Source organism: Streptomyces sp. NPDC060002, from assembly GCF_042737245.1.
GTDB lineage: Bacteria > Actinomycetota > Actinomycetes > Streptomycetales > Streptomycetaceae > Streptomyces.
The window spans coordinates 84,944-109,102 of sequence record NZ_JBHWUW010000027.1 but is presented as its reverse complement, the minus strand read 5'-3'; the positions used below and the strand labels follow the sequence as shown (position 1 = coordinate 109,102).

At 71.9% G+C, this 24,159-nt stretch carries 19 protein-coding genes and 1 tRNA gene; 7 read left to right on the top strand and 13 right to left on the bottom strand.

Translation table 11 applies throughout. From position 1 onward, the window contains the following. Positions 1-68: 68 nt before the first annotated feature. The 6 genes from ACFWBD_RS23700 to ACFWBD_RS23675 form a co-directional block, all read right to left on the bottom strand. Entirely contained in the window at positions 69-683 is a 615-nt protein-coding gene (locus ACFWBD_RS23700; protein ID WP_385670058.1) for a hypothetical protein, read from the bottom strand. Between the two features lie 54 nt (positions 684-737). Continuing rightward, positions 738-1,340: an aminoacyl-tRNA hydrolase gene (gene pth / locus ACFWBD_RS23695; protein WP_385670055.1), complete on the bottom strand. Its 603-nt coding sequence runs from the start codon at positions 1,338-1,340 to the stop codon at positions 738-740. Between the two features lie 71 nt (positions 1,341-1,411). Then, positions 1,412-1,996 (bottom strand): 50S ribosomal protein L25/general stress protein Ctc, encoded by a 585-nt coding sequence (locus ACFWBD_RS23690; RefSeq protein WP_385670053.1) that lies wholly within the window; start codon positions 1,994-1,996, stop codon positions 1,412-1,414. 178 nt (positions 1,997-2,174) lie between these two features. After that, on the bottom strand, positions 2,175-3,149 hold the full coding sequence (locus ACFWBD_RS23685; RefSeq protein ID WP_384116962.1) for a ribose-phosphate diphosphokinase: 975 nt from the start codon (positions 3,147-3,149) through the stop codon (positions 2,175-2,177). A gap of 135 nt (positions 3,150-3,284) precedes the next feature. After that, entirely contained in the window at positions 3,285-4,733 is a 1,449-nt protein-coding gene (glmU, locus tag ACFWBD_RS23680; protein WP_385670050.1) for a bifunctional UDP-N-acetylglucosamine diphosphorylase/glucosamine-1-phosphate N-acetyltransferase GlmU, read from the bottom strand. Between the two features lie 115 nt (positions 4,734-4,848). Further along, positions 4,849-4,920 (bottom strand) — tRNA-Gln (locus ACFWBD_RS23675). Between the two features lie 331 nt (positions 4,921-5,251). Between ACFWBD_RS23675 and ACFWBD_RS23670 the strand changes: the two genes are divergently transcribed. Beyond that, a complete protein-coding gene (locus ACFWBD_RS23670; protein WP_385670047.1) occupies positions 5,252-6,538 on the top strand; it encodes a sensor histidine kinase in 1,287 nt (428 codons plus the stop codon). 30 nt (positions 6,539-6,568) lie between these two features. On the opposite strand, the gene ACFWBD_RS23665 is transcribed toward ACFWBD_RS23670, so the two are convergent. After that, positions 6,569-7,063, bottom strand: coding sequence for an SUKH-3 domain-containing protein (locus ACFWBD_RS23665; RefSeq protein ID WP_385670044.1), 495 nt, complete (start codon positions 7,061-7,063; stop codon positions 6,569-6,571). Positions 7,064-7,148: 85 nt separating this feature from the next. Beyond that, on the bottom strand, positions 7,149-7,748 hold the full coding sequence (locus ACFWBD_RS23660) for a YwqJ-related putative deaminase (protein WP_385670041.1): 600 nt from the start codon (positions 7,746-7,748) through the stop codon (positions 7,149-7,151). A 307-nt stretch (positions 7,749-8,055) separates the two neighbouring features. Here ACFWBD_RS23660 and ACFWBD_RS23655 point away from each other — a divergent pair, with 307 nt between their 5' ends. The 3 genes from ACFWBD_RS23655 to ACFWBD_RS23645 all read left to right on the top strand — a co-directional run bounded on the left by ACFWBD_RS23655 (position 8,056) and on the right by ACFWBD_RS23645 (position 13,333). Next, positions 8,056-9,051: an SMI1/KNR4 family protein gene (locus tag ACFWBD_RS23655; RefSeq protein WP_385670038.1), complete on the top strand. Its 996-nt coding sequence runs from the start codon at positions 8,056-8,058 to the stop codon at positions 9,049-9,051. 8 nt (positions 9,052-9,059) lie between these two features. Continuing rightward, positions 9,060-12,161 (top strand): SUKH-4 family immunity protein, encoded by a 3,102-nt coding sequence (locus ACFWBD_RS23650; RefSeq protein ID WP_385670072.1) that lies wholly within the window; start codon positions 9,060-9,062, stop codon positions 12,159-12,161. Between the two features lie 287 nt (positions 12,162-12,448). Further along, positions 12,449-13,333 (top strand): cellulose-binding protein, encoded by an 885-nt coding sequence (locus tag ACFWBD_RS23645; protein ID WP_385670036.1) that lies wholly within the window; start codon positions 12,449-12,451, stop codon positions 13,331-13,333. A 178-nt stretch (positions 13,334-13,511) separates the two neighbouring features. Here the strand turns inward: ACFWBD_RS23645 and ACFWBD_RS23640 are convergent, their stop codons facing one another. Next, positions 13,512-14,387: an LLM class flavin-dependent oxidoreductase gene (locus ACFWBD_RS23640; protein ID WP_385670033.1), complete on the bottom strand. Its 876-nt coding sequence runs from the start codon at positions 14,385-14,387 to the stop codon at positions 13,512-13,514. 43 nt (positions 14,388-14,430) lie between these two features. Next, complete coding sequence (locus ACFWBD_RS23635; RefSeq protein ID WP_385670030.1) at positions 14,431-15,450, bottom strand: aldo/keto reductase; 1,020 nt, start codon at positions 15,448-15,450, stop codon at positions 14,431-14,433. Between the two features lie 253 nt (positions 15,451-15,703). Between ACFWBD_RS23635 and ACFWBD_RS23630 the strand changes: the two genes are divergently transcribed. After that, a complete protein-coding gene (locus ACFWBD_RS23630) occupies positions 15,704-16,294 on the top strand; it encodes a TetR/AcrR family transcriptional regulator (protein WP_385670028.1) in 591 nt (196 codons plus the stop codon). 33 nt (positions 16,295-16,327) lie between these two features. Here ACFWBD_RS23630 and ACFWBD_RS23625 read toward each other — a convergent pair whose 3' ends face one another. The 3 genes from ACFWBD_RS23625 to ACFWBD_RS23615 all read right to left on the bottom strand — a co-directional run bounded on the left by ACFWBD_RS23625 (position 16,328) and on the right by ACFWBD_RS23615 (position 20,329). Then, a complete protein-coding gene (locus tag ACFWBD_RS23625; protein WP_385670026.1) occupies positions 16,328-17,938 on the bottom strand; it encodes a cation acetate symporter in 1,611 nt (536 codons plus the stop codon). Next, positions 17,935-18,363, bottom strand: coding sequence for a DUF485 domain-containing protein (locus ACFWBD_RS23620; RefSeq protein ID WP_385670024.1), 429 nt, complete (start codon positions 18,361-18,363; stop codon positions 17,935-17,937). The genes ACFWBD_RS23625 and ACFWBD_RS23620 overlap by 4 nt, the downstream gene beginning before the upstream one ends. Before the next feature lie 400 nt (positions 18,364-18,763). Next, positions 18,764-20,329, bottom strand: a complete 1,566-nt coding sequence (locus ACFWBD_RS23615; protein WP_385670022.1) for an MFS transporter — start codon at positions 20,327-20,329, stop codon at positions 18,764-18,766. 430 nt (positions 20,330-20,759) lie between these two features. Here ACFWBD_RS23615 and ACFWBD_RS23610 point away from each other — a divergent pair, with 430 nt between their 5' ends. Together ACFWBD_RS23610 and ACFWBD_RS23605 are read left to right on the top strand one after the other, a co-directional pair. Further along, positions 20,760-21,548, top strand: coding sequence for an ABC transporter ATP-binding protein (locus ACFWBD_RS23610; RefSeq protein WP_142264694.1), 789 nt, complete (start codon positions 20,760-20,762; stop codon positions 21,546-21,548). Then, positions 21,545-24,124, top strand: a complete 2,580-nt coding sequence (locus ACFWBD_RS23605; RefSeq protein ID WP_385670020.1) for an ABC transporter permease — start codon at positions 21,545-21,547, stop codon at positions 24,122-24,124. Before ACFWBD_RS23610 ends, ACFWBD_RS23605 begins: the two co-directional genes overlap by 4 nt. Positions 24,125-24,159: the final 35 nt, after the last annotated feature.

Below are 24,159 nucleotides of genomic sequence, written 5' to 3'. Positions count from 1 at the left end.
GCCCCGGTCCGTACGGACCGGGGCGCCCCTTCGTGCACGTACGCACACCAGGTACGCACTCCGCTCACTCACACCGCGAGGAACGCCGCCGTCAGCAACGCGACGCCCGACCCCGCCAGCACCCAGCCCACCCGCACCCGCCCCAGCCCACCCGCGACCACGATCGACGCCAGCAGCAGGGCCCCACCCAGCGGCACCCACGCGTACAGGACCCCGGCCGGGCCCGACCGGACCACCTCGTCACTGCCCGGCTTGATCACCACGGTGTAGATCCCGCCCCTGCGCACCGCCACCGACTTCTCGATCTCCACGCGCGCGCGTGCCGTCGACCCGGCCGACAGCGGCGTGTACGGCCCCGCGCACGTGTCCTCGCCGCACCGCGTCACCTCGACCGTGCCCTGCTCCCGGCCCTTCGTCAGCATCACGTGCTGCGCGGACCCCCAGGAACCCCACACCCCCGCCAACAGGATCAGCACGGCGACCGCGCCCATCGCCACGACCCGCCCGAACCGCAACGCGGCCCCCGAAGCAGAGCCCTTGGCCGAGCCCTTGGCCGGTTCCGAGCCTTCTCCCCCGGCCGGGCCGGCGCCCTTGGCCGGGGCCGCGCCTCTGGCCGAACTCTTGGCCGAGCCCTTGCGGGCGTGACCCCGGCGGCGGTGGGACGAGGCTGCTGTGGCAGGCATGGCCGGGATCATTGGCCATGCCTGAACGGCCCGTCAACCTGCGTGGGCGACAAGTCAGGAGTTGTACGTGCTTTGCGCCCGCTCCAGCCCCTCCAGCACCACGGCCTCCGCCGCGTCCGCCGCACGGTCCACGAAGTAGCCGAGCTCCTTGCGCTCGCCCGAGGAGAAGTCCTTCAGCACGAAGTCCGCCACCTGCATCCGCCCCGGCGGCCGTCCGATACCGAACCGCACCCGGTGGTAGTCCGAGCCCATCACCTTCGTCATCGACTTCAGACCGTTGTGCCCGTTGTCCCCACCGCCGAGCTTCAGCCGCAGCACGCCGTAGTCGATGTCCAGCTCGTCGTGGACCGCGACGATGTTCGCCACCGGCACCTTGTAGAAGTCCCGCAACGCGTTCACCGGACCGCCCGACACGTTCATGAACGACATCGGCTTCGCCAGGACCACCCGCCGGCTCCCCGTTCCCGGCGGGCCCAGCCGCCCCTCGACGACCTGCGCCTGCGCCTTGCCCGCCCGCTTGAACCTCCCCCCGATCCGCTCGGCCAGCAGATCCGCCACCATGAAACCGACGTTGTGCCGGTTCATGGCGTACTCGGGGCCGGGATTGCCGAGACCCACGATCAGCCAGGGGGCATTGGCGTCGGTCGTCACGTCCATGTCTCCTTGATACGCGCAGACCGCCGCTCCCCGGAGGGAACGGCGGCCGACGGGATGAGGTGCTGGGAAGATCAGGCCTCGGTGGACTCGGCCTCGGCGTCCGCCGGGGCCTCCTCCGCCTGGGCGGCCAGGACCTGGAGGACGACCGCGTCCTCGTCGGTCGCCAGCGTGGTGCCCTTGGGCAGCGGGATGTCCTTGGCGAGGATGGCGGCGCCGGCCTCCAGGCCCGCGATGGAGACGGTGACCGACTCGGGGATGTGCGTGGCCTCGGCCTCGACGTTCAGCGTGCTCAGCACGTGCTCGAGCAGGTAGGCACCCGGGGCCAGCTCGCCCTCGGTGTGCACGTAGACCTCGACGTTGACCTTCTCGCCGCTGCGGACCAGCAGCAGGTCGACGTGGTCCAGGAAGCCCTTGATCGCGTCACGCTGGACGGCCTTCGGGATGGCCAGGTGGGTCTTGCCGTCGATCTCCAGGCTGAGCAGGACGTTCGGGGTGCGCAGCGCGAGCTGGAGCTCGTGGCCCGGCAGCGTGATGTGCACGGGGTCGGCGCCGTGGCCGTAGACCACGGCGGGAACCTTGCTGTCACGGCGGATGCGGCGGGCGGCGCCCTTGCCGAACTCGGTGCGGGTCTCGGCTGCGAGCTTGACCTCGGCCATGTTCACTCCTCGTAGAAAGGGGGGAAAGGTGGTCACCCGGCCAAACCATCGGCCTGCTACGAAGAGCGCGTCGATAACGGACCGCCGTACACACACGTGTACGGCCTCCCTCGCCGAGCAACTGTGGCAGTTTACGCGGCGGGAAGGCCGTACAGGAAATCGATCTAGACGAGAACCGTCACTGCTCGTCGAAGAGGCTCGTCACCGAACCGTCCTCGAAGACCTCGCGGACGGCGTTCGCGATCGTCGGCGCGATCGACAGCACCGTGATCTTGTCCACCTCGAGCTCACCCGGCGTCGGCAGGGTGTTGGTGAAGATGAACTCGCTGACCTTCGAGTTCTTGAGGCGGTCGGCCGCCGGACCCGACAGCACACCGTGCGTCGCCGTCACGATGACGTCCTCCGCACCGTGCGCGAACAGCGCGTCCGCGGCGGCGCAGATGGTGCCACCCGTGTCGATCATGTCGTCGACGAGCACACAGACCCGGCCCTTGACCTCGCCCACGACCTCGTGGACGGTCACCCGGTTCGCCACGTCCTTGTCGCGCCGCTTGTGCACGATCGCCAGCGGCGCGCCCAGCCGGTCGCACCAGCGGTCGGCCACCCGCACCCGGCCCGCGTCCGGCGACACGACGGTCAGCTTGTCGCGGTCCACCTTGCTGCCCACGTAGTCGGCGAGCAGCGGCAGCGCGAAGAGGTGGTCCACCGGGCCGTCGAAGAAGCCCTGGATCTGGTCCGTGTGGAGATCCACCGTCAGGATCCGGTGCGCGCCCGCCGTCTTCATCATGTCCGCGATCAGACGGGCCGAGATGGGCTCACGTCCGCGGTGCTTCTTGTCCTGACGGGCATAGCCGTAGAACGGCACGATCACGGTGATCGAACGGGCCGACGCGCGCTTCAGCGCGTCGATCATGATCAGCTGCTCCATGATCCACTTGTTGATCGGAGCCGTGTGGCTCTGGATCAGGAAGCAGTCCGCACCTCGCGCCGACTCCTGGTAGCGGACGTAGATCTCGCCGTTGGCGAAATCGAAGGCCTTCGTCGGGACGACCCCGACACCCAGCTGGTGGGCGACCTCCTCGGCAAGCTCGGGGTGGGCGCGGCCGGAGAAGAACATCATCTTCTTCTCGCCGGTCGTCTTGATCCCGGTCACAGCACTGTCTCCTCAGAGGTGTCTCAGCTGGGGTGTCGAGAGACCTCGCCGCTGGGCGCGACGGGGCCGTCTCAGCTGGTGGGGTGCGGGTGTGCACCTATCACGGTACGCCGTGTCCGACGTGCCTGTTTCCGGTCAGCTTTCGCTTTCCGCCTGGCGGGAGGCCGTCTCGGCCGCCTTCGCCGCCGCGCTGCCCGGACGCTTGCGGGCCACCCAGCCCTCGATATTCCGCTGCTGACCACGGGCCACGGCCAGCGAGCCGGGCGGCACGTCCTTCGTGATCACGGACCCGGCGGCGGTGTACGCGCCGTCCCCGACCGTGACGGGAGCCACAAACATGTTGTCCGAACCCGTACGGACGTGCGACCCGACGGTGGTGTGGTGCTTGTCCTGTCCGTCGTAGTTCACGAACACGCTCGCCGCGCCGATGTTGGTGTACTCACCGATCGTCGCGTCACCGACGTAGGACAGGTGCGGAATCTTCGTCCCCTCGCCGATGGAGGCGTTCTTGGTCTCGACATACGTGCCGATCTTGCCCTTCGCGCCGAGGCGGGTGCCGGGACGGAGGTAGGCGTACGGCCCCACGGTCGCGTTCGGACCGATGCGGGCGCTGTCGGACACCGTGTTGTCGACCCGGGCCCCAGCACCGACCTCGGTGTTCCTCAGCCGGCTGTTGGGGCCGACCTCGGCGCCCTGCCCGAGGTGCGTGCTGCCGTGCAGCTGCGTACCGGGGTGGACGACGGCGTCCTGCTCGAAGGTGACGGTGACGTCGATCCAGGTCGTGGCCGGGTCGATGACGGTCACGCCGGACAGCATCGCGGCGGTCAGCAGCCGGTCGTTGAGAATCCGGCGGGCCTCGCTGAGCTGCACCCGGTTGTTGATGCCGGCGATCTCACGGTGGTCGGCTGCGACGGACGCGCCGACCCGGTGACCGGCCTCCCGGAGGATCCCGAGGACGTCGGTGAGGTACTCCTCGCCCTGGCTGTTGTCCGTGCGGACCTTCTTCAGCGCGTCGGCCAGCAGGGGCCCGTCGAACGCGAAGACCCCGGAGTTGATCTCACGGATCGCGCGCACCGCGTCGTTCGCGTCCTTGTGCTCGACGATCGCGGTGACGGTACCGGAGGCGCCGTCCCGGACGATCCGCCCGTAGCCGGTCGCGTCCGGCACCTCGGCGGTGAGGACGGTGACGGCGTTCCCGTCCGCGTGGTGGGTGGCGGCGAGCTCGGCGAGGGTCGCGCCGGTGAGCAGCGGGGTGTCGCCGCAGACGACGACCACCGTGCCGTCGACGCCGCCGCCGAGCTGCTCGAGCCCCATCCGGACGGCGTGCCCCGTACCGTTCTGCTCTTCCTGCACGGCGGTGCGTACACCGGCGTCGACCTCGGCGAGATGCGCCGTGACCTTCTCCCGTGCGTGTCCGACGACGACGACCAGGTTCTCGGGGTCCAGCTCACGGGCCGCGGCCAGCACATGACCCACGAGGGAGCGGCCGCTGATCTCGTGCAGGACCTTCGGTATGGCGGACTTCATACGGGTGCCCTCACCCGCTGCGAGAACGACGACGGCTGCCGGGCGAATGGCGCTCACGGAAGTTGCCCTTCGGCTGTGGAGTGGGGTGGGACATCCGAAGGATACCGGGGCGTTTCTTTGACGACATGAGAGCGGGCCCTGACAGTGCTGTCAGGGCCCGATTCTGGTAAGGCTCCCCCGCCAGGACTTGAACCCGGACAGATGGCACCAAAAGCCACAGTGCTGCCAATTACACCACGGGGGAATAAACTCGACCAAACCGGACATGCAGCCGGACTGCCGAGTGGCGCCTCCTACTATGCCGTACCACCAGCCCTCGATGCGACGGTGTAGGTCGGCGCCCTGGAGCACGGCCACTCGAAGGCAACCGTGGTAGCCCGCCCCGACATTGGTGCGGGGAATGTGCCATGTGCATACCGTGCGGGCGGAATGCATGGTTCCGGGCTCGAACGGGTGTGGTTCAGCAGTTCGAGGGATACCGGTGGGTTTCGATGCTGTTCGGTTACGGGGCGTGGTGGGGGCCGGTCGGGGAAAGTCGCCGGAAAAGCCGGGGGTCCCGACCGTAGGCTGGAGCCATGACCATGACGGGGGAAGCGGACACGGGGGCCCGGGGAGGGCCGCTGTGGTGGGCCAGACGGCGGAGTGCGGCGTTCGACTGGAGCCTGGGGCTCGTGTCCGCCGTGGAGTGCGCGGTGGAGGGGGTTCCGTTCGCGCGGGACGCGGGGATCCCGTCGGCGGTGGGGGTGGTGTTCGGGCTGCTCGCCGGGTCGGTCCTGGTGGTGCGGCGGAAGTGGCCCATCGCGGTGGTACTGGTGTCGATCGCGATCACACCGGCCCAGATGGGCTATCTGATGGGCATCGTGGGGCTGTACACGCTCGCCGCCTCCGAGCTGCCGCGCCGGATCATCGCCTCGCTCGCGGGGATGCAGCTGGTGGGGACGTTGATCGTGACGTTCGTGCGGGTCCGGCAGAGCATGGACCAGGGCCGTCTGACCATCGGTGACTGGTTCATCCCGTTCGCCGCCATCACGACCTCGCTGGGGCTCACCGCCCCGCCGCTGCTGCTCGGGATGTACGTCGGCGCCCGACGGCGGCTCATGGAGAGCCTGCGGGAGCGGGCGGACAGCCTTGAGCGGGAGTTGCAGCTGCTCGCGGAGCGGGCCGAGGAGCGGGCGGAGTGGGCGCGTGGCGAGGAGCGCACCCGGATCGCGCGGGAGATGCACGACGTGGTCGCGCACCGGGTGAGTCTGATGGTCGTCCATGCCGCGGCGTTGCAGGCCGTGGCGCGGAAGGACCCCGAGAAGGCGGTGCGCAACGCGGCGCTCGTGGGTGACATGGGGCGGCAGGCGTTGACCGAGTTGCGCGAGATGCTCGGGGTGCTGCGCAGCGGTGGTCCGACGGAGCGGGCGGCGTCGGTGTCGGTGGTGGCGGTGGGGGTGGCCGCCGCGGTGGTGGTGGAGGAGGGCGAGGGGCCGTGTCTGTCCGAGCTCGACGAGCTGGTGGGGCAGTCGGCGGCCGCGGGGATGGTCGTGGAGCTGCTGGTGGAGGGGGACGTACGGGCGTATGCGGCGGAGGTGGAGCAGACGGCGTACCGGGTGGTGCAGGAGGCGCTGACGAACGTCCACAAGCACGCGGCGGGCGCCAAGACGCATGTGCGGTTGGCGCATCGGGAGGGGGAGATCGCGATGCAGGTGGAGAACGGGTCGCCGCCGGAGGCGTCGGCGTTGTCGGCGGGGTTCCCGTCGGGGGGCAACGGGTTGGTGGGGATGAAGGAGCGGGTGGTGGCGCTGGGCGGGGTGTTCGTGTCGGGGCCGACGGAGGCGGGGGGTTTCCGGGTGTCGGCGGTGATACCGGCGTCGTAGCCCCCGGGGGACGGGGGCCGTGCCGGCCGGTCAGCCGGCGGTGAGGCGGACGGGTTCGATGCCGGAGGCGAGGGCGCCGAGGGCTCGGTCGATGTCGAGGCCGAGGTACCAGTCGCCGGTGTGGTCGAGGGCGTAGACGCGGCCTTCGGCGTCGATGGCGAGGATGCCCTGGGTGTCGGCCTCGGCGCCCAGGGGCGCCACCTCGGTGTCGAGGGCGCGGCCCAGGTCGACCAGGGTGCGGGCGAGGTGGAGGCCGTGCAGGGGGTCCAGGTGGACGGTGGTGGGCGCGACCTGGCGGCCGGGGCCGGTGGGCGCGATGGTCAGGCCGCCGAATTCGGCCCAGGCCTCGACGGCGGCGGGGAAGACGGCGTGCCGGTGGCCGGCGGGTGAGGTGTGTTCGCGGAGGGTGTCGGCCCAGATCTCGGCCTGCTTGATGTCCCAGCGTCCGGGTTGCCAGCCGGCGGCGCGCAGGGCGGCGTCGACGGGGACGGGGAAGCGGGTGGTGGAGGTGCGGTCGGGGTGCATCGGCCCTTCGTTCGTCGAGCTGGTGGTGCGTGGCCCGGTGGGGCCGGTGTGTCGTCCTGTGCGGGGGGTGGCGGTGGGACGCGGTTCAGTCGCCTGTGGTCGACGGGTCGACGATGCGGACGCCGAAGTGGGCGCTGAGCGCGGTGCAGGCGCGGCAGGGGGCCGCGAAGCTGCCGTGCAGGGGGTCGCCGTCCTCGCGGATGCGGCGGGTGGTGAGTTTGGCTTGCTTGAGCGTTCTGCGGGCTTCGCCGTTGGTCATGGGGCGGCGGGCGGCGCGTCTGCTGCGGGCGGCGTCGGCGGCGGTGATGTGCCGCGAGATGAGGAGCGCCTCGGCACAACGCCCGGTGAAGCGGTCGCGCTGGGTGCTGGCGAGGGTGTCGAGGAAGTCCTGGACGAGGGGGTGCAGGGACGGGGGCTGGTCGGCGCGGGCGGCGGTGCTGGTGAGCGTGGCGCCGCGGACGGAGAGGGCGGCGGCGACGGTGGGGAGTATGCCGTCCCGGCGGTGGCGCAGGACGGGCGCGTGCGGGGTCTCGGTGGCGGACCAGCCGATGCGGGGGTCGCCGGACGCACCGGTGTGCGGACCGGTGTGCGGGTCGCCGGTCCGGCCGGTGTCGTGAGCGGCCGTGTTGCCGGTGAACAGGTTGTCCGACCTGCCGGTGTGTGACCCTGTCTGCGTCGCGTTCATGATCGTTTTACCCTCCCGTGCATCCCCCCGGACGTCACAGAGTGCCAAATGGCGTGGCGGGTGCGGAAGCTGGGGCGGTTCGACACGCCCGGGTTCGGGCGGGCTGTCACGGCGGGGTGACGGCTGGTCACGGAAGCGGAGGGCCGGTGACCGCTGTCGTCGTACCGCATAGGCTGTCGGCACCGTCGGCGCGTGGTTGACGCGCGTTGGAGATTGTTGGAGACAGTCGATACGGGGCGTGGTGGGTGGATCCGGAAGCGGAACCGGCCGCTGCGGGCCGTACAGAGTGCCGCAGGGGGCAACCGCCATGACGACAGGTCGGCTCGGGCAACAAGCCGCGCCGCCGAACGCGGCCTATGCCGGGCAGGTCGTGCATTTCCCGGATCCGGTCCGGGCGGCACGACACCCGAGGGGCGTGCGGATGGACGAGCGGGGCTACCCCGACTTCTCGCCGTATGCGCGGGCGGCGGCGGAGATCGCGGATCCGCCGGAGGGCTTCGGCGTGGACGAGTTGCGGCTGACGGACTACGTGTCGGCGAACGCGGTGCTCTCGGCGTCGGGACACGAGCTCTGGGACACGGTGTCGAGTGTGGCTACGCCGCACGGCTGGACGTGGCACCACGTCGTGGGTTCGCGGCGGCTGGAGTTGGTCCCGGTCGAGGTGAAGGCGCTGCTGCGGCATCACGGCGGGGTCTCGTCGGCGGTGGTGGACCAGGCGAAGCGGGGCACGCGGCCGTTGCAGGAGACGCGTCCGGCGCACTTCGGGCTGCCGAAGTCCGGTGTGGCGGTGACGGAGCAGCAGGTCCAGGGCGTCGAGGAGGACCTCGGGTACCGGCTGCCGGGGCCGTACCGGTCGTTCGTGAAGGCGGCGGGCGGTTGCGCGCCGGTGGGCGCGGCGCTGGACGCGGAGCTGGGGCTCCTGGTGGACCAGCCGTTCTTCACGGTGCGCGACGAGGCCGCCGTCAACGACCTCGTGTACGTGAACAAGTGTCTGCGTGACCATCTGACGAAGGACTACCTGGGCGTCGGTTTCGTGCAGGGCGGGTTGCTCGCCGTGAAGGTGCGGGGCGAGCGGGCCGGTTCGGTGTGGTTCTGCGCGTACGACGATGTCCGGGACGTGGATCCGGCGTGGTCGCCGGCGGAGCGCATGGAGCGGCTGCTGCTGCCGTGCGGTGAGGACTTCGACGTCTTCCTGTCGAGGCTGGCCGGCAATCCGCCGGAGTTGGAGACGGTGGCCAATCTGATGGTGGACGGCGGGTTCGCGCGTGCGGTGCCGGCGGCTGCGTCTTCGGTGGGGGAGTGAGCTGGACGATGGTGACGTTCGCGCGGGCGCAGGAGCGCGCCGAAGAGTGGATCAACGGGGATGTGCCGGCGTATCAGCACCGTGAGGTGCGGGTGCGGGAATTCGAGCTCGGGTTCGTGGTGTGGGCCGAGGACCGCGCGGAGGGGCCGCGTTCGGACGGCGGCGCGCAGCGGCTGGTGATCGCCCGGGACAGCGGGGAGGCCACGCTGTGGCCCGCGGCGCCGGTGGGCGAGGTGATCCGCCGGTACGAGGAGGAGTACGGCCGCACGGACGCCCCCGCCGATGCGGTGCCGGCGCCGGCGGCGCGGGTGGACCTGAATCAGACGTCGTTCCTGTTGTCGCCGCCGGAGTGGTTGCAGGAGGCGGCGGACAGGCTGGGCATCGCGGATCGACGGGAGGCCGGCTCCGGAGCCGGTTCCGGGGCTGCTTCCGGGGCTGGTTCCGGGAACGGCGGGGCCTCTTCGGCGACGGGGTCCGCGTCGCCTTCGGGTGCGGGTGCGGGTGCGGGGTCCGGTTCGGGCGGTTCGGCCGGGGCTGTCCCGGTCGGGGCGCCTGGGACGCCCGGGGGCGGCGATCCCTCGCTTCCCCGGACCCAGGGCGGGGCGCCGGGGAGCGCGCTGCCCGAGACGCAGGCGGGCGTGCCCACGGGTTCGGGCCCCGGTGGACGCTCGGCGCCCGCCGCTCCCGTCGGGGCGACGCCGTGGGCGGGGACGGACACCAACGCAGACGCCGGTGACGACCGTTCCGTGTCCCTGCCCGCGACCGTGTTCGCGCCGCCGCTGAGCGGCTCCGACGACGAGGCGGTGCCGCCGGCGTCCGCGCCGGACGCCAAGACGGCGCTGATCGCGGGCGGCAGCCGGCTGCCGCGGACGGCGGTCGCGCCCGCGCTCGACGCCCCGGGGACGGGTGGCGCGGGCCCCGGCGGTGCGGGGGCGGCCGGGAACGCACCGGGCTCTCCGACTCCGCCGGCCCCGCCGAACACGCCGGCTCCGCCGGCTCCGCCGGCTCCGCCGGCCCCGCCGAACACGCCGGCTCCGCCGGCTCCGCCGGCTCCGCCGTCCGGTCCGGCCGGTTCCTCGTACGGCTATCCGCAGGGGCCGGGCGCGGGCGCGCCGGGTAATCCGGGTAATCCGGGTGGTCCGGGGGCTCCTTCTCCTTCTTCGTCTTCGTCTTCGTCCCCGTCCTCGGCGGGTGGGCCGGGCACGCCGCCTCCGCCCGGCGGGTCTTCCTACGGCTATCCGCAGGGTGCGGGCGCTCCGCCGCCTCCGGCCGGTCCGGGTACGCCCGCGCGGTCGCTCGCGCCGAACGCCGGTGACATCGCGGACGCCGCGACCAGCAAGGCGGCGCCGCCTCCGCGTCGTCACCGGGGTGGAGGGGCGCAGCCGCCGCCTCCGCCGAGTGCGCCGGGCACGCCGGGTGCGCGACCGGGGAACACGCCTCCGCCTCCGCCTTCCGGCCCGGGTGCGCCCGGTACCCCGGCCGGCGGCTATGTGCCCACGCAGCTTGTGTCGGCCCTGGGCCCGGACGGGCCTTCGGGTCCGGCCGGTCCGGGGGCCCCGGGTGCGGGGGGTGCGCCACGGCCTCCGGGCGCGCCCGGTGCGCCCGGTGGGCCCGGTGGGCCGAATCCGCCCGGGGGCACGCCTCCCGGTGGTGTTCACCATGCCGCGACGATGCTTGCCGACCCCGGCCGGATGGGACCGGGCGCGCCGCAGCCGCCGGGTGCCCTCGGCGGCCCGGGTGTCCCCCATGTGCCTGGCGCGCCCGGTGCTTCCGGTATGCCTGGCGCCCCCGGCGCGCAGGCCGCTCCAGGCGCCCCCGGTGCACCGCAGGCGCCAGGTGCTCCTGGCTTCCCGGGAGCCCCGGGCAACCCTGGCCCGCCCGGTGCGCCCGGTGCGCCCGGCGGTGTTCACCATGCGCAGACCATGCTGGCCGGGCCCCACGCGGGTGGCCCCGGCATGCCTCCGCCGCCGCAGGCTCCCGGCGGCCCCGCGTTCCCGGGCGCTCCCGTCGCACCCGCGGTTCCCGGGTTCCCGGGTGCTCCGGGCATGGCTCCCGGCGCCCCTCAGCCTCCGATGCCGCCGGGCGGTCCGGCGCCGGGGCAGCCGCCCGCGTACGGGTATCCGCAGCAGCAGGGGCTGCCGACGGTCGGCCCGGGCTATCAGGCCGTGCTGCGCTTTCGCGCGCAGGACGGCTCGGAGCAGCAGCTGATCCGGCGTTCGGCGCCGGGGACCCCGCACCCGGAGTGGCAGATCTTCCACGAGCTGCGGGCGATGAACGTGCCGCCGGACCAGGTGCTGGAGCTGCACACGGAGCTGGAGTCGTGCGAGCTGCCGGGCGCGTACTGCGCGCGGATGATGCGGGAGCAGTGGCCGCAGGCCCGGATCACGAGCATCGCGCCGTACGGTACGGACCACGCGAGCCGGCAGCAGGGCATGCAGCAGTTGCTGGCGCACCAGGGCGAGTTGCACCAGGTGGCGGACGGACCGGCGCGTCCGGCGCCCGTTCGTGCGCCGTTGCCGCCGGTGCAGGCCTCGCCGCCGGTTCCGCCGGAGGCGATCGGGCAGGAGCTGACGGCCGTGTTCGGGCCGGCGGTGTTCCGCTTCGAGCAGGCCGCGGTGTCCCGGCAGGGCGTGCCGCCGGTCGTGGCGCACACCCTGGTGGTGGCGGGTCTGCCGGCGGACATGGGGCCGTTCTTCTGGGCGCAGGCCCAGCCGGGCCGGCCGGTGCCGACGCTGGCGGAGCTGGCTGCCGAACGGGGTGTGCAGCCGTCGTCGGACGCGGGCTCGTACCTCGTCATGGGCACTGACTTCGGCAAGGCGATCTGTGTGCAGTACGGCACGGCGAACATCGTCGCCGTGCCGGTGGAGGCGGGGCCGGGCGGTGCGCCCGTACCGCCGCAGTTCGTGAACACCGGGCTGCCGGAGTTCGCGCGCTGCCTGGCGCTGCTCGGGCGGATGTGGCGGCTGCGGTTCGGTCTGAACCAGGAGCAGGCGGGTCGCTGGACCGTCGACTTCCAGGCCCAGTTGGCCTCGCTGGACCCGGCGGCGCTCGGTTCGCCCGAGAGCTGGTGGTCGGTGCTGCTGGAACAGATGTGGGACGGACTGCTGTGACGAACGGTCACCGCGCCTCGTAACAACGCGAAGACCCTCGTGCGGGTGCGGGTGCGGGTGCGGGTGCGGGTGCGGGTGCGCGTACGCGTAGGGGTGCGAGTACGCGCGAGCAGGACGGAAGACGGAAAGGGGCCGGGCCCGGTCGGATGATCGGGCCCGGCCCCCTCGCGTTCGGGGTTGGCCGTGCCCTGTGCGCGGAGTGTCGCGTTATGAACACTTGCGCCCGATCCATCAAGATATGCGCGAAATCATCATGTCGTGTCCGTCGGGTGGCGAGGGGTTCCAGGATGAGCAGCGCATCGGTGTCACCGCCGGGGTTCGTGACCGTTCGCGGCCGCGGCTACCGGCCGGAACAGGTCGAGGCGTACACCGCGGCCCTCTGCGCCGACCGGGACGCCGCGTGGGAACGGGCCGCCCGGCTCACGGTGCTCGCCAGGGAGATGGAGGCCGAGGCAGAGCAGTTGCGCGAGGTGGTGACACGGCTCGCGCCGCAGACGTACGACTCCCTCGGGGAGCGCGCACGGCGCATTCTCCAGCTCGTGCTGGAAGAGGCGGCGGACGTCCGCGACAACGCGCGGAGCGAAGCGCGAGAGCACCTCGCGTACGCCGAGACATGCGCCCTCGATGTGCGCCGCACGGCGCAGGAGGAGGCGGACGCCCTGCGCGCGGAGGCCGAGGAACGCGCCCGCCAGCGGTTGCTCGCGGCCCGTGCCGAGGCCGACGAGCTCCGCATCGGCACCCGGCGCGAGGTCAAGGAGTACCGGGGCGAGGCGCTGGCCGCCCTGCGCGAGGTGCGGCAGCGCACCGCCGGCATGCTCGCCGAACAGGAGAAGGAGCACGTCGAGCGGTGGACCGCGGCGGAGCGCGAGGCGGCCGAGCGGGCCGCCGCCCTCGACGCGGGGCATGCCCGGTCGGTGGCCCGCGCCGAGGCGGCGCTCGCCGAGGCCGGGCAGGCGTTGGCGGAGGCCGAGGAGTCGGCCCGCCTCCGTCAGGAGGAGGCACACGCGCGTGCCGCCGAGCTTCTCACCGAGGCGCGCGCCCGGGAGGAGCGTGCCGTCCACGAGACGGAGCGGGTGCTGCGGGAGCACGGCGAACGCCGGGACGACGTACAGGCGCACATGGACCACGTACGCAACAGCCTGAGCGCACTCACCGGCCGAACGGCCGACTAGGACCCGACGGGACCCGACCGCACTCACCGGCCGCACGCGCGTCGTCATAAACCCGTCGTCATAGACCGGTCGTCGTACACCCGTTGTCGTACACCGGTCGTCGTACACCCGTTGTCGTACACCGGTCGTCGTACACCGGTCGTCGCCACGGGTCGTCTTGGACCCGTGCGGCCCGGGTCTATGACGACGGGTTGACGAGCTCGTCGGCGACCCAGCGTGCGGTGTCGGCGGGGTAGGGCGTCGGCAGTCCGAGGACGAGGTGCCGGAAGCCGGCGTCGATCGCGGCGCCGATCGCGTTCCGGGTGACGCCGGGCCGGTCGTAGGAGACGGGCAGGTGGATCGAGCGGGTGATCGAGGCGGGGTCGCGGCCGATCTCGGCGCAGTAGCGGTCCAGGAGCGCGCTGCGGCGGACGACGTCGTCGGGGTCGCCGCCCGGGATGTTCCACAGGTCGGCGTGCTCGGCGGCCACGCGCAGGGTCGCGGACGAGCGGCCGCCGACGAGGATCGGCGGGTGGGGGCGCTGGACGGGCTTGGGGTTGCCGAACGCCCCGGTGAGCCGGTGGTAGGCGCCGTCGAAGTCGAACGGCTTCTCCTCGGTCCACAACCGCCGGATCACCGTGCAGGCTTCGGCGAGGCTGCCCACGGCGTGCGCGGTGTCGTGGAAGGGCAGGCCGTGCGCCGCGCACTCGCGCCGGGCCAGCGGATGGTCGGGGCGCGAGCCGACGCCGATGCCGAAGTCGAGCCGTCCGCCGGAGACGATGTCGACGGTCGTGGCGATCTTGGCCAGCATCGCGGGCGGCCGGAAGCGGTTGCTGGTCACCATGACGCCGATCCGCAGCCGCCGGGTCCGCGCGGCGAGCGCCGAGAGCAGGGTCCAGCCCTCGTATGTGGGTCCGTCGGGGTCGCCGCCGATCGGCATGAGGTGGTCGAACAGCCAGGCGTGCTCTATCTCCGGGATCGCGTCCGCCTCGCGCCAGACCCGTAGGACGTCGCGGTAGTCGACCTGCATGGGGGCGGTCATGATCCCGAAACGGGGCCGGGGTGTGGGTGACATGTGGTGGTCGCCTCCTTCTGTGGGAGTAGGCCGTTCGGGGTGGTCAGCGGCGCCGCAGTGACGGGTCGAGCAGCGCGGGCGGGGTGTCGAACTTCTCGTGTGCGGCGAGGTCGGTGCCCGGGGCGACGACGGCGTCGATCGCGTCGAGCACGTCGGCGGGGAGCACGGTGTCCGCGGCGGCGAGCTGCGCGCGCAGGTGGTCCGGTGTGCGAGGACCGATGAGCGCGCTCGTCACGGCGGGATGCGCGGTCACGAAGCCGAGCGCGAGCTGGATCATGGTCAGCCCGGCCTCGTCGGCGATCGCGGCCAGCTGCTCGACGGCGTCGAGCCGGGCCCGGTTGGCGGGGGCGGCGGTGTCGAAGCGCTGCGGCATGAAGGTCGACCGGCTGGTGGTGACGGGCCGGCCCTCGCGGATCGCGCCCGTCAGCCATCCCGAGGCCAGCGGGCTCCACACCAGGACGCCGAGCCCGTACTCCTCGGTCACGGGCAGGACGTGGGTCTCGATGCCGCGCTGGAGGATCGAGTAGCTGGGCTGTTCGGTCACGTAGCGGCTCAGGTGGTGCTCGCGGGCGGCCCACTGGGCCTGCACGATGCGGTAGGCCGGGAAGGTCGAGGAGCCGAAGTGGCGGATCTTCCCGGCGCGCTGGAGATCGGTCAGCGCCGAGAGAGTCTCCTCGTCGCCGGTGCTCGGGTCCCATCGGTGGATCTGGTAGAGGTCGACGTGGTCGACGCCGAGCCGGCGCAGGCTCTCGTCCAGCTCGGTGACGAGCCAGCGGCGCGAGCTGCCCCGCCGGTTGCGCTCGTCGCCCATGGGCATGCCGGCCTTCGTGGCCAGCACGATGTCGTCTCGCCGGCCGGCGATGGCCTTGCCGACCATCTCCTCCGACTCGCCGTCGCTGTACATGTCGGCGGTGTCGATGAGGTTGATGCCGGCCTCGAGGGCGGCGTCGACGAGGGCGGTGGCCTCTTCCTGGGTGGTGCGCCCGATCCTGCCGAAGTTCATCGCGCCGAGCGCGAGGGAGCTGACCTGCACACCGGTGCGGCCCAAGGTGCGGTACTGCATGACCGTTGTCTCCTCCGTGCGGATGAAGCGTGTGGCGGTACGCGTGCGTGACTTGGTCACGGGCCCGCCGCTCTGGCATGATGAGCAAACGGAACCATGTCCCGTTTGAACATACGGAACGCTGTTCCGTTTAGCAACCCGATTGATGGCATGCCGGTTGGCGGCAACCCGGTTGATGGCATGCCGGACGGCGGAGAGCGAGCCGGGCAGTGGGCCGGCAGGCACAGGCAGCGGAAGCGGAGAGGGCGGCGCGGTGAACGACGGCGACGGGGGCGCGGGGCATGCGGCCCGGCCCCAGCGGGCGGACGCCCGGCGCAATAAAGAGACCCTGCTCGACGCGGCCGCCGCGATCTTCGTCACGGCGGGGGTGGAGGCGCCGGTGCGCGACATCGCGGCCAGGGCCGGCGTCGGGACGGCCACGATCTACCGCCACTTCCCGACGCGGGCGGACCTCATCATCGCCGTCTACCGGCACCAGGTCGACGCCTGCGCCGAGGCGGGTCCGGCCCTGCTTGCGGAAGGCCCGACCCCGCACGCCGCGCTGGGGCGGTGGATCGACCTCTTCGTCGACTTCCTGGTCACCAAGCACGGACTCGCCGCCGTGCTCCAGCCCGACAACGCGGGCTTCGAGACGCTGCACACGTACTTCCTCGACCGCCTCGTGCCCGTGTGCGGCCGCCTGCTCGACGCCGCGGCCGCCTCCGGTGAGATCCGGCCCGGCCTCCAGGCCTACGAGGTCATGCGCGGCGTCGGCAACCTGTGCATCGGCGCGGACAACGATCCCCGCTACGACCCGCGCCGACTGGTCGAACTCCTCGTCGCGGGACTGCGCCGGCCGCACTGACCGCCGTCGGGCGGCCCGCGCGGGCCGCCCCGCTCACCCCTCCCGGCGTACCGCGCCCGCCAGGATCCAGCCTTCCACCGCCTCGTACTGGCGGCGCTGCTCCTCCGCCTTGTGACGGCCCGAGACCACCGAGCCCAGCCAGCCGAAGGCGAAGCCCAGGGGGACGGTGACGATGCCCGTGGTGGTGAAGGGGAACCAGTTGAAGTCGGCCTCGGGGAAGGCGGAGACGGGCGACCCCGAGACCAGGTTGGTGCCCGGCATGAGGAGCAGCACGGACAGGGTGCCGCCGATCAGGGTGGCCAGGAGGCCCGTCCGGGTGTAGCGGCGCCAGAAGAGGCTGTAGACGAGGGCGGGGGCGAGCGCCGAGGCGCCGAGGCAGAAGGAGAGGGTGACCAGGGGCTGCAGGCTGCGGTGCTGGATCTGGGCGGCGAGCAGGATCGTCGGGACGCCGACGGCCAGCGCGGACAGCCGGGCCAGGAGCATTTCGCGGCTCGCCGACATGTGCGGGTCGCGTGCCGCGAAGACGTCGTGGGCGAGGGAGTTGGCGCAGGCGAGGATCATGCCGGCGACCGAGGCGAGCACGGTGAGGAAGATGGCCGTCGTGACCGCCGTGAAGAGCAGGGTCTCGGCCGTGGACACCTCGCTGCCGAAGGCGGCCCGGGAACCCAGCAGGTAGGCGGTGTTGCCCTGCGGGTCCGCCTGCGCGATCACCGCGCGGCCGACGATCGCCGTCGCTCCGAAGCCGACGACGGTCATGACCAGCACGAAGAGCGCGACGCCGGAGACCGCCCAGGACATCGACCGGCGTACCTGACGGGCGCTGGAGGCGGTGTACATGCGCATGGTGATGTGCGGCAGACAGGCGCCGCCCAGCACGACCGACAACTGAGCGGTGATCATGTCGACGCGGGGGAAGGGGCCGTCGGCGAACTCCAGTCCCGAGTGCAGGAAGGCGTCGCCGACCCCGCTGCCCTCGGCCGCCGCGTCGAAGAGGGCGCCCGGGTTCCAGTCGAAGCGGTAGAGGACGAGCAAGGCGACGACCGTGCCGGAGCCGAGCAGCATCACGATCTTCAGCATCTGGATGAGGGCGGTGCCCTTCATGCCGCCGATCGCCGCGTAGCTGATCATCAGCACGCCCATGCAGACGACACAGCCCGTCTTCACCGAGGCGCCGGAGAACCCCAGGATGAAGGCGAGCAGCTGGCCGGTGCCGGCCAGCTGCACGAGCATCATCGGCAGCAGCGCGGTGAGCGTCACCGCGCACGCCGTGATGCGCACCGCCCGCCCCGGCATACGGCGGGCCAGCGCGTCGCCCATGGTGAACCGGCCCGCGTTGCGCAGCGGTTCGGCCAGCAGGAACATCAGCAGCATCAGGGAGAGGGCGGTGCTGAGGGCGAGGACGACACCGTCGTAGCCGCACAGCGCGATCACCCCGCCGGTGCCCAGGACGGTGGCCGCCGAGATGTAGTCCCCCGCGATGGCCAGGCCGTTGCGCAGCGGGGAGAGGGAGCGGTAGCCGGTGTAGAACTCGGCGAGGTCGTCGCGGTCGGGGCCGGTCATCACGCACAGCAGCAGCGTGATCGTGGCGATCGCGGTGAACGCGACGAGGGACATCGTCTGCGCGTCGTCGCTGAACTCCGTCATCGTCCGGCCTCCTTGGTGCGGGTTCCGCGCGCGTCCCGCTTCGCGTCGATCTCGGAGAGTTTGCGGATGCGGTCCGCGAGCGGGTCCACATGGCGGCGGGCGGTCCGCTCGTACAGGGCGACCGCCAGGCAGGTGACCGGGAGTTGGAGCAGGGCGAGCAGCAGACCCGCGGGGAGGCCGGTGGCGACCCTGCCGGTCATCAGGGACGGCGCGAACGCCGACAGGAGCAGGAAGACGACGAAGTAGCCGAGCGCGGTGAGTGTGGCCACCCGCCGCTGGCGGCGGTAGGCGCCGCGCAGGACCCGCAGGTCGCTGTGGCGGCCCAGCGGGCCGTGGCCGGCCGTCCGGCGCCGAGGCGGCTCCGGCGGCCGGGGTGGCGGCTGCCATGGGTAGGTCGGGCCGGGGTGTGACGGGTCGTGTGGCATCCCGTGCTCCTTGCGTGGCTCGGGTCCGTGGCGGCGGACCGCAGGGAGTGGGGGGTGGTGCGAGGGACGCACGTTACTCGGGAGTACGGCGGCTGCGAAGGGTTTTCACCAAACTGAGTGGTCGGTAGGCGCTTACTGCACGAAATGCCGCCTGACCTGGGGTGTTACCCGCGTTAACCCCCACGGCCGTGTGACTCCTGTGGGCGTTGTGGCGATCATCTTCACAGAAGCGTGGGGAGGCCATCGGCCCGTCGGTCCGTCGGCCCGTCACCGGTCGGTCCGTCACCGGTCGGTCCGTCGGCCGGTAAGTTCGTCGGCCAGGGCCGGCAAGTTCGTCGGCCAGGGCCGGCCAGGGCCGGCCAGTCCGGTCAGCCGGTCGGTCCGTCGGTCCGTCGGTCCGTCAGTCCGCCAGTACGGGGAACCTTCGTGGGGCCACGCACAGCAGCACCAGGAAGGCGAGTGCCGCCGCGCAGGCCGCGCCCAGATAGACGGCGTGCACGGCGCTCGCGACGGCGTCCCGGACGGGCTCGGGCGCCGTGTCGGCGGCCAGGGCGCGGGTGACGGAGTCCAGGTCGCCCGCGCCGCCCAGCCGGGCCGCCAGCACCCCGTTGGCGACCGCGCCGAACACCGACGCGCCGATCGTCTGCCCGGTCTGGCGGCAGAACAGCACGGACGCGGTCGTGGTGCCGCGTTCCGACCAGCCCACCGTCGACTGCACACCGACCAGGAGCGGGAGCTGGAAGAGGCCCAGCGCGGCGCCGAGCAGCAGCATCAGCAGGGCCGGCTGCCAGGCCTCGCCGGGATACGGCAGGAACGGGAACGCGAACAGGATCAGCGTCGCCGCGCCGATGCCCAGCAGCGCCGTGTCGCGAAAGCCGATGCGCCGGTAGACGTGCTGGCTGAGGGCGGCGGAGAGTGGCCAGCTCAGGGTCCAGACGGAGAGGACGAACCCGGCGGCCACCGGCTCCAGGCCCAGCACCGCCTGGGCGTACGTCGGCAGGAACACCGTCGGGGCCACCATCAGCAGGCCCAGCGCGCCCAGCGCGAGGTTGACCGCCGCGATCGTGCGGCGGCGCCACACCCAGCCCGGGATGATCGGTTCCGCCGCCCGGCGTTCGATGACGACGACGAGCCCGGCCAGCGCCAGCCCGGTACCGAACAGGGCGAATGACGGCCCCGACAGCCACGGCCACGCCACCCCGCCCTGCACCAGCGCGGTCAACAGCACCCCGCCGCACGCGAACACCGTCAGAGCGCCCGCCCAGTCGACACGCGCGCGTGCACGCGACGCGCCACCCGTCGCGCGTACCCGCGACCCGCCACGCGCGCGTGGCGGCGGCTTCCGCCCGGACGGCGACGACTGCCGTTGCGGCTCGTGCAGATGACGGACGATCAGCCACAGCGCCACCGCCCCGATCGGCAGGTTGACGAGGAAGATCCAGCGCCAGTCCGCGTAGGCGGCCAGGAGCCCGCCGATGCCGGGCCCCGCGACCGCCGAGACCGCCCACACCGTGGACAGTTTCGACTGGATCTTCGGCCGGTCCTTCAGCGGATACAGGTCGGCGGCGAGCGTCTGCACCGTGCCCTGCAACGCCCCGCCGCCCAGACCCTGCACGATGCGGAACGCGATCAGCGCCCCCATGTTCCAGGCCAGGGCGCACAGCAGCGAGCCGAGCAGGAAGAGGGCCGCCCCGGCGACCAGCACCGGCTTGCGGCCGAAGGTGTCGGACAGCTTGCCGTAGACGGGCAGGGTGACCGTCACGGCGAGCAGATAGCCGGAGAACAGCCAGGAGAAGACGGAGAACCCGCCCAGGTCGCCGACGATCTGCGGGACGGCCGTGGAGACCACGGTGGAGTCGAGGGCGGCCAGCGCCATGGAGAGCATGAGAGCGGCGACGACCGCTCCCCGCCGGTGCGGTGCGGTCGGCCGCGAGGCCTCGCGTGTCGCCGGTCGGATGTCCCCCACCTGATGCCCTCCCCGTGTCTCCCGTGCCCCTTGCATCCAACTGCCGGGGCTCAGCTTCCCACTTGACCCTCGCGTAGCGGCAGGGTGGAGCCTGACCGGGTCGGAGGGTGGAGACAACCCCGAAGGATCTCCACCCCGCGGTGGACGGCCCCTAGGGGTACCTCCGTACTACGGCTCGGGGAGGGTTCGTACTGCCGGAGGAGGAGATGGGCGGGGTCCCGTCCTTAACCTGGCTTTACGCCGCCGGGGGGCGGCCGGCACCACTTCCGGGGGGTGGGGTTAACCCCCCGGAAAGACGGGCCCGAGCACCAGCGCGAGGGACCCCTCCCGCCGACAGACTCTTCGACGTAGCGCCTCGCACCATCCCTTGATCGTCCGATGCGCCGCTCATCCGCTTCTGACATCTGACATCTGACATAGGAGACTTACCGTGACTTCGGCTGTGACCATTCCCAGGCACGGGGGCACTGGAGGGCGTACGGCCGTAGCCGCGCGAGCGCGGCAGGTCGTCAAGGCGTACGGGTCCGGTGAGACCCGTGTCGTCGCCCTGGACCACGTCGACGTGGACATCGCCCGCGGTCAGTTCACCGCGATCATGGGCCCCTCGGGGTCCGGCAAGTCCACCCTGATGCACTGCCTCGCCGGTCTCGACACCGTCTCGTCCGGGCAGATCTACCTGGACGAGACCGAGATCACCGGGCTCAAGGACAAGAAGCTCACCAAGCTGCGCCGGGACCGGATCGGGTTCATCTTCCAGGCGTTCAACCTGCTGCCCACGCTCAACGCGATAGAGAACATCACGCTGCCGATGGACATCGCCGGCCGCAAGCCGGACAAGGCGTGGCTGAGCCAGGTCGTGGAGACCGTCGGGCTCGCCGACCGTCTCAGGCACCGGCCCACCCAGCTCTCCGGCGGTCAGCAGCAGCGCGTCGCCGTGGCCCGCGCCCTCGCCGCCCGCCCGGAGATCATCTTCGGGGACGAGCCGACCGGAAACCTCGACTCGCGCGCGGGCGCCGAGGTCCTGGGCTTCCTGCGCCGCTCGGTGGACGACCTGGGCCAGACCATCGTGATGGTCACGCACGACCCGGTGGCGGCCTCGTACGCGGACCGGGTGCTGTACCTCGCGGACGGCCGGATCGTCGACGAGATGTTCAAGCCGACCGCCGAGACCGTCCTGGACCGGATGAAGGACTTCGACGCGCGGGGGCGTACGTCATGACCGTCATGAAGACCTCGATGCGCAACTTCTACGCGCACAAGGGACGCATGGCCCTGTCGGCCGTGGCGGTCCTGCTGTCGGTGGCGTTCGTCTGCGGGACGCTCGTCTTCACCGACACGATGAACACCACCTTCGACAAGCTCTTCGCCAGCACCTCCTCCGACGTGACGGTGAGCGCGAAGAGCGCCTCGGACACCGGTGAGACGACCTCCGACAACGGCAAGCCGCCGGTCATGCCGGCCTCCGTGCTCGGTGACGTCCGCAAGGCGGACGGGGTGAAGTCGGCGGAGGGGACGGTGTTCTCGACCTCCGCGACCGTCGTCGACGCCGACAAGGACAGCCTGTCGCCCTCCAGCGGCGCGCCCACCATCGTCGGCAACTGGAACGGCAACGACGCCCGCACCATGGAGATCACCGACGGCGCGGCGCCCAAGGGTTCCGACCAGGTGATGGTGGACGCGGACACCGCCGACAAGCACCACCTGAAGCTCGGCGACGAGATCGGCGTGATCACCGCGGTCGGCACGCACACCGCGAAGGTCTCCGGCATCGCCGCCTTCCAGGTCACCAACCCCGGCGCGGCGATCTTCTACCTGGACACGAAGACCGCCCAGGAGGCCCTGGTCGGCGAGTCGAACGTCTACACGAACGTCAATGTGACGGCCGCGTCCGGGGTGAGTGACGCGCAGCTGAAGAAGAACGTGGCCGCCGCGATCGGCGCCGGCTACAAGGTGCAGACCGCCAAGGAGACCGCCGACGCCAACCGCGACAGCGTCGGGGGCTTCCTGGACGTGATGAAGTACGCGATGCTCGGCTTCGCCGGGATCGCCTTCCTCGTCGGCATCTTCCTGATCATCAACACCTTCTCCATGCTGGTCGCGCAGCGCACCCGCGAGATCGGCCTGATGCGGGCCATCGGCTCCAGCCGCAAGCAGGTCAACCGGTCCGTGCTCGCGGAGGCCCTGCTGCTGGGCGTGGTCGGCTCGCTCCTCGGCGTCGGCGCGGGCGTCGGCATCGCGATCGGCCTGATGAAGCTCATGGGCATGACCGGCATGAACCTGTCCACGGACGACCTGACGGTCGCCTGGACGACCCCGGTGGTCGGCATGGTCCTCGGCGTCGTCGTCACGGTGCTGGCGGCCTACCTCCCGGCCCGCCGGGCCGGCAAGGTCTCCCCGATGGCCGCGCTGCGTGACGCCGGCGCCCCCGCCGACGCCAAGGCGGGCGCCGTACGGGCTCTCATCGGCCTGGTCCTCACCGGCGCCGGCGGCATCGGCCTCTACCTCGCCTCCGTCGCCGACAAGGCCGCCGAGGGCTCCCTCTGGCTGGGCCTGGGCGTGGTGCTGAGTCTGATCGGCTTCGTGGTGATCGGCCCGCTGCTGGCGGGCGCGGTGGTCCGGGTGCTGGGCGCGGTCGTGCTGCGGGCCTTCGGTCCGGTCGGACGGATGGCGGAGCGCAACGCGCTGCGCAACCCGCGCCGCACCGGCGCCACGGGCGCGGCCCTGATGATCGGCCTCGCGCTGGTCGCCTGTCTGTCGGTGGTCGGCTCCTCCATGGTCGCCTCCGCCACGGAGGAGCTCGACAAGAGCGTCGGCACGGACTTCATCATCCAGAGCGACGGCGGTCAGCTGATGACCCCGCAGGCGGTGCAGGCCGTGAAGTCGACGCCGGGCCTGGAGCGGGTCACCGAGTACAAGTGGACCCAGGCCGACTTCACCACACCCGACGGCAAGAAGCTCGACAAGACGGCGATCACGGCGGCCGACCCGACCTACGCGACCGACCTGCGCGTCGAGACCGTCACCGGTGACCTCACCGACGCCTACCGTCCCGACTCGATGTCCGTCCACGAGAAGTTCGCCAAGGACCACAAGATCACCCTCGGCTCCAAGATCTCCGTGGCCTTCAAGAACGGATCCACGGCCCGACTGACGGTCCGCGCGATCACCAGCAGCGACGTCGTCATCGACCAGGGCGCGATGTACACCTCCATCGCCACCCTCAAGAAGTACGTCCCGGCCGACAAGCTGCCGCTCGACGACCTGGTCTTCGCCACGGCGAAGGACGGGCAGCAGGACGCCGCGTACACGTCCCTGAAGGCGGCGCTGCACGACTACCCGCAGTACACCGTCCGCGACCAGACCGACTACAAGCAGGAGCTCAAGGACCAGATCGGGCAGCTGCTGAACCTGATCTACGGCCTGCTCGCCCTCGCGATCATCGTCGCCGTCCTGGGCGTGGTGAACACCCTCGCCCTGTCGGTGGTGGAGCGCACGAGGGAGATCGGCCTGATGCGGGCGATCGGTCTCTCCCGTCGTCAGCTGCGCCGCATGATCCGCATGGAGTCGGTCGTCATCGCCCTCTTCGGCGCCCTGCTCGGCCTCGGCCTGGGCATGGGCTGGGGAGCCACCGCCCAGCAGCTCCTCGCGCTCCAGGGCCTCGACGTCCTCGAGATCCCGTGGCCGACGATCATCGGCGTGTTCATCGGCTCGGCCTTCGTGGGCCTGTTCGCCGCACTGATCCCGGCGTTCCGCGCGGGCCGCATGAACGTCCTGAACGCGATCGCGACGGACTAGCCCCTCCCGAACCAGCCCGGCGCCGAGAAGAACGG

Coding starts and splice junctions, on each gene's coding strand:
- ACFWBD_RS23625 (WP_385670026.1), bottom strand. CDS start 17,938: ATGACGGAGTTCAGCGACGACGCGCAGACGATGTCCCTCGTCGCGTTC.
- ACFWBD_RS23640 (WP_385670033.1), bottom strand. CDS start 14,387: ATGTCACCCACACCCCGGCCCCGTTTCGGGATCATGACCGCCCCCATG.
- ACFWBD_RS23700 (WP_385670058.1), bottom strand. CDS start 683: ATGCCTGCCACAGCAGCCTCGTCCCACCGCCGCCGGGGTCACGCCCGC.
- ACFWBD_RS23665 (WP_385670044.1), bottom strand. CDS start 7,063: ATGCACCCCGACCGCACCTCCACCACCCGCTTCCCCGTCCCCGTCGAC.
- pth (WP_385670055.1), bottom strand. CDS start 1,340: ATGGACGTGACGACCGACGCCAATGCCCCCTGGCTGATCGTGGGTCTC.
- ACFWBD_RS23655 (WP_385670038.1), top strand. CDS start 8,056: ATGACGACAGGTCGGCTCGGGCAACAAGCCGCGCCGCCGAACGCGGCC.
- ACFWBD_RS23660 (WP_385670041.1), bottom strand. CDS start 7,748: ATGAACGCGACGCAGACAGGGTCACACACCGGCAGGTCGGACAACCTG.
- ACFWBD_RS23620 (WP_385670024.1), bottom strand. CDS start 18,363: ATGCCACACGACCCGTCACACCCCGGCCCGACCTACCCATGGCAGCCG.
- ACFWBD_RS23650 (WP_385670072.1), top strand. CDS start 9,060: ATGGTGACGTTCGCGCGGGCGCAGGAGCGCGCCGAAGAGTGGATCAAC.
- ACFWBD_RS23690 (WP_385670053.1), bottom strand. CDS start 1,996: ATGGCCGAGGTCAAGCTCGCAGCCGAGACCCGCACCGAGTTCGGCAAG.
- ACFWBD_RS23635 (WP_385670030.1), bottom strand. CDS start 15,450: ATGCAGTACCGCACCTTGGGCCGCACCGGTGTGCAGGTCAGCTCCCTC.
- ACFWBD_RS23605 (WP_385670020.1), top strand. CDS start 21,545: ATGACCGTCATGAAGACCTCGATGCGCAACTTCTACGCGCACAAGGGA.
- ACFWBD_RS23670 (WP_385670047.1), top strand. CDS start 5,252: ATGACCATGACGGGGGAAGCGGACACGGGGGCCCGGGGAGGGCCGCTG.
- ACFWBD_RS23645 (WP_385670036.1), top strand. CDS start 12,449: ATGAGCAGCGCATCGGTGTCACCGCCGGGGTTCGTGACCGTTCGCGGC.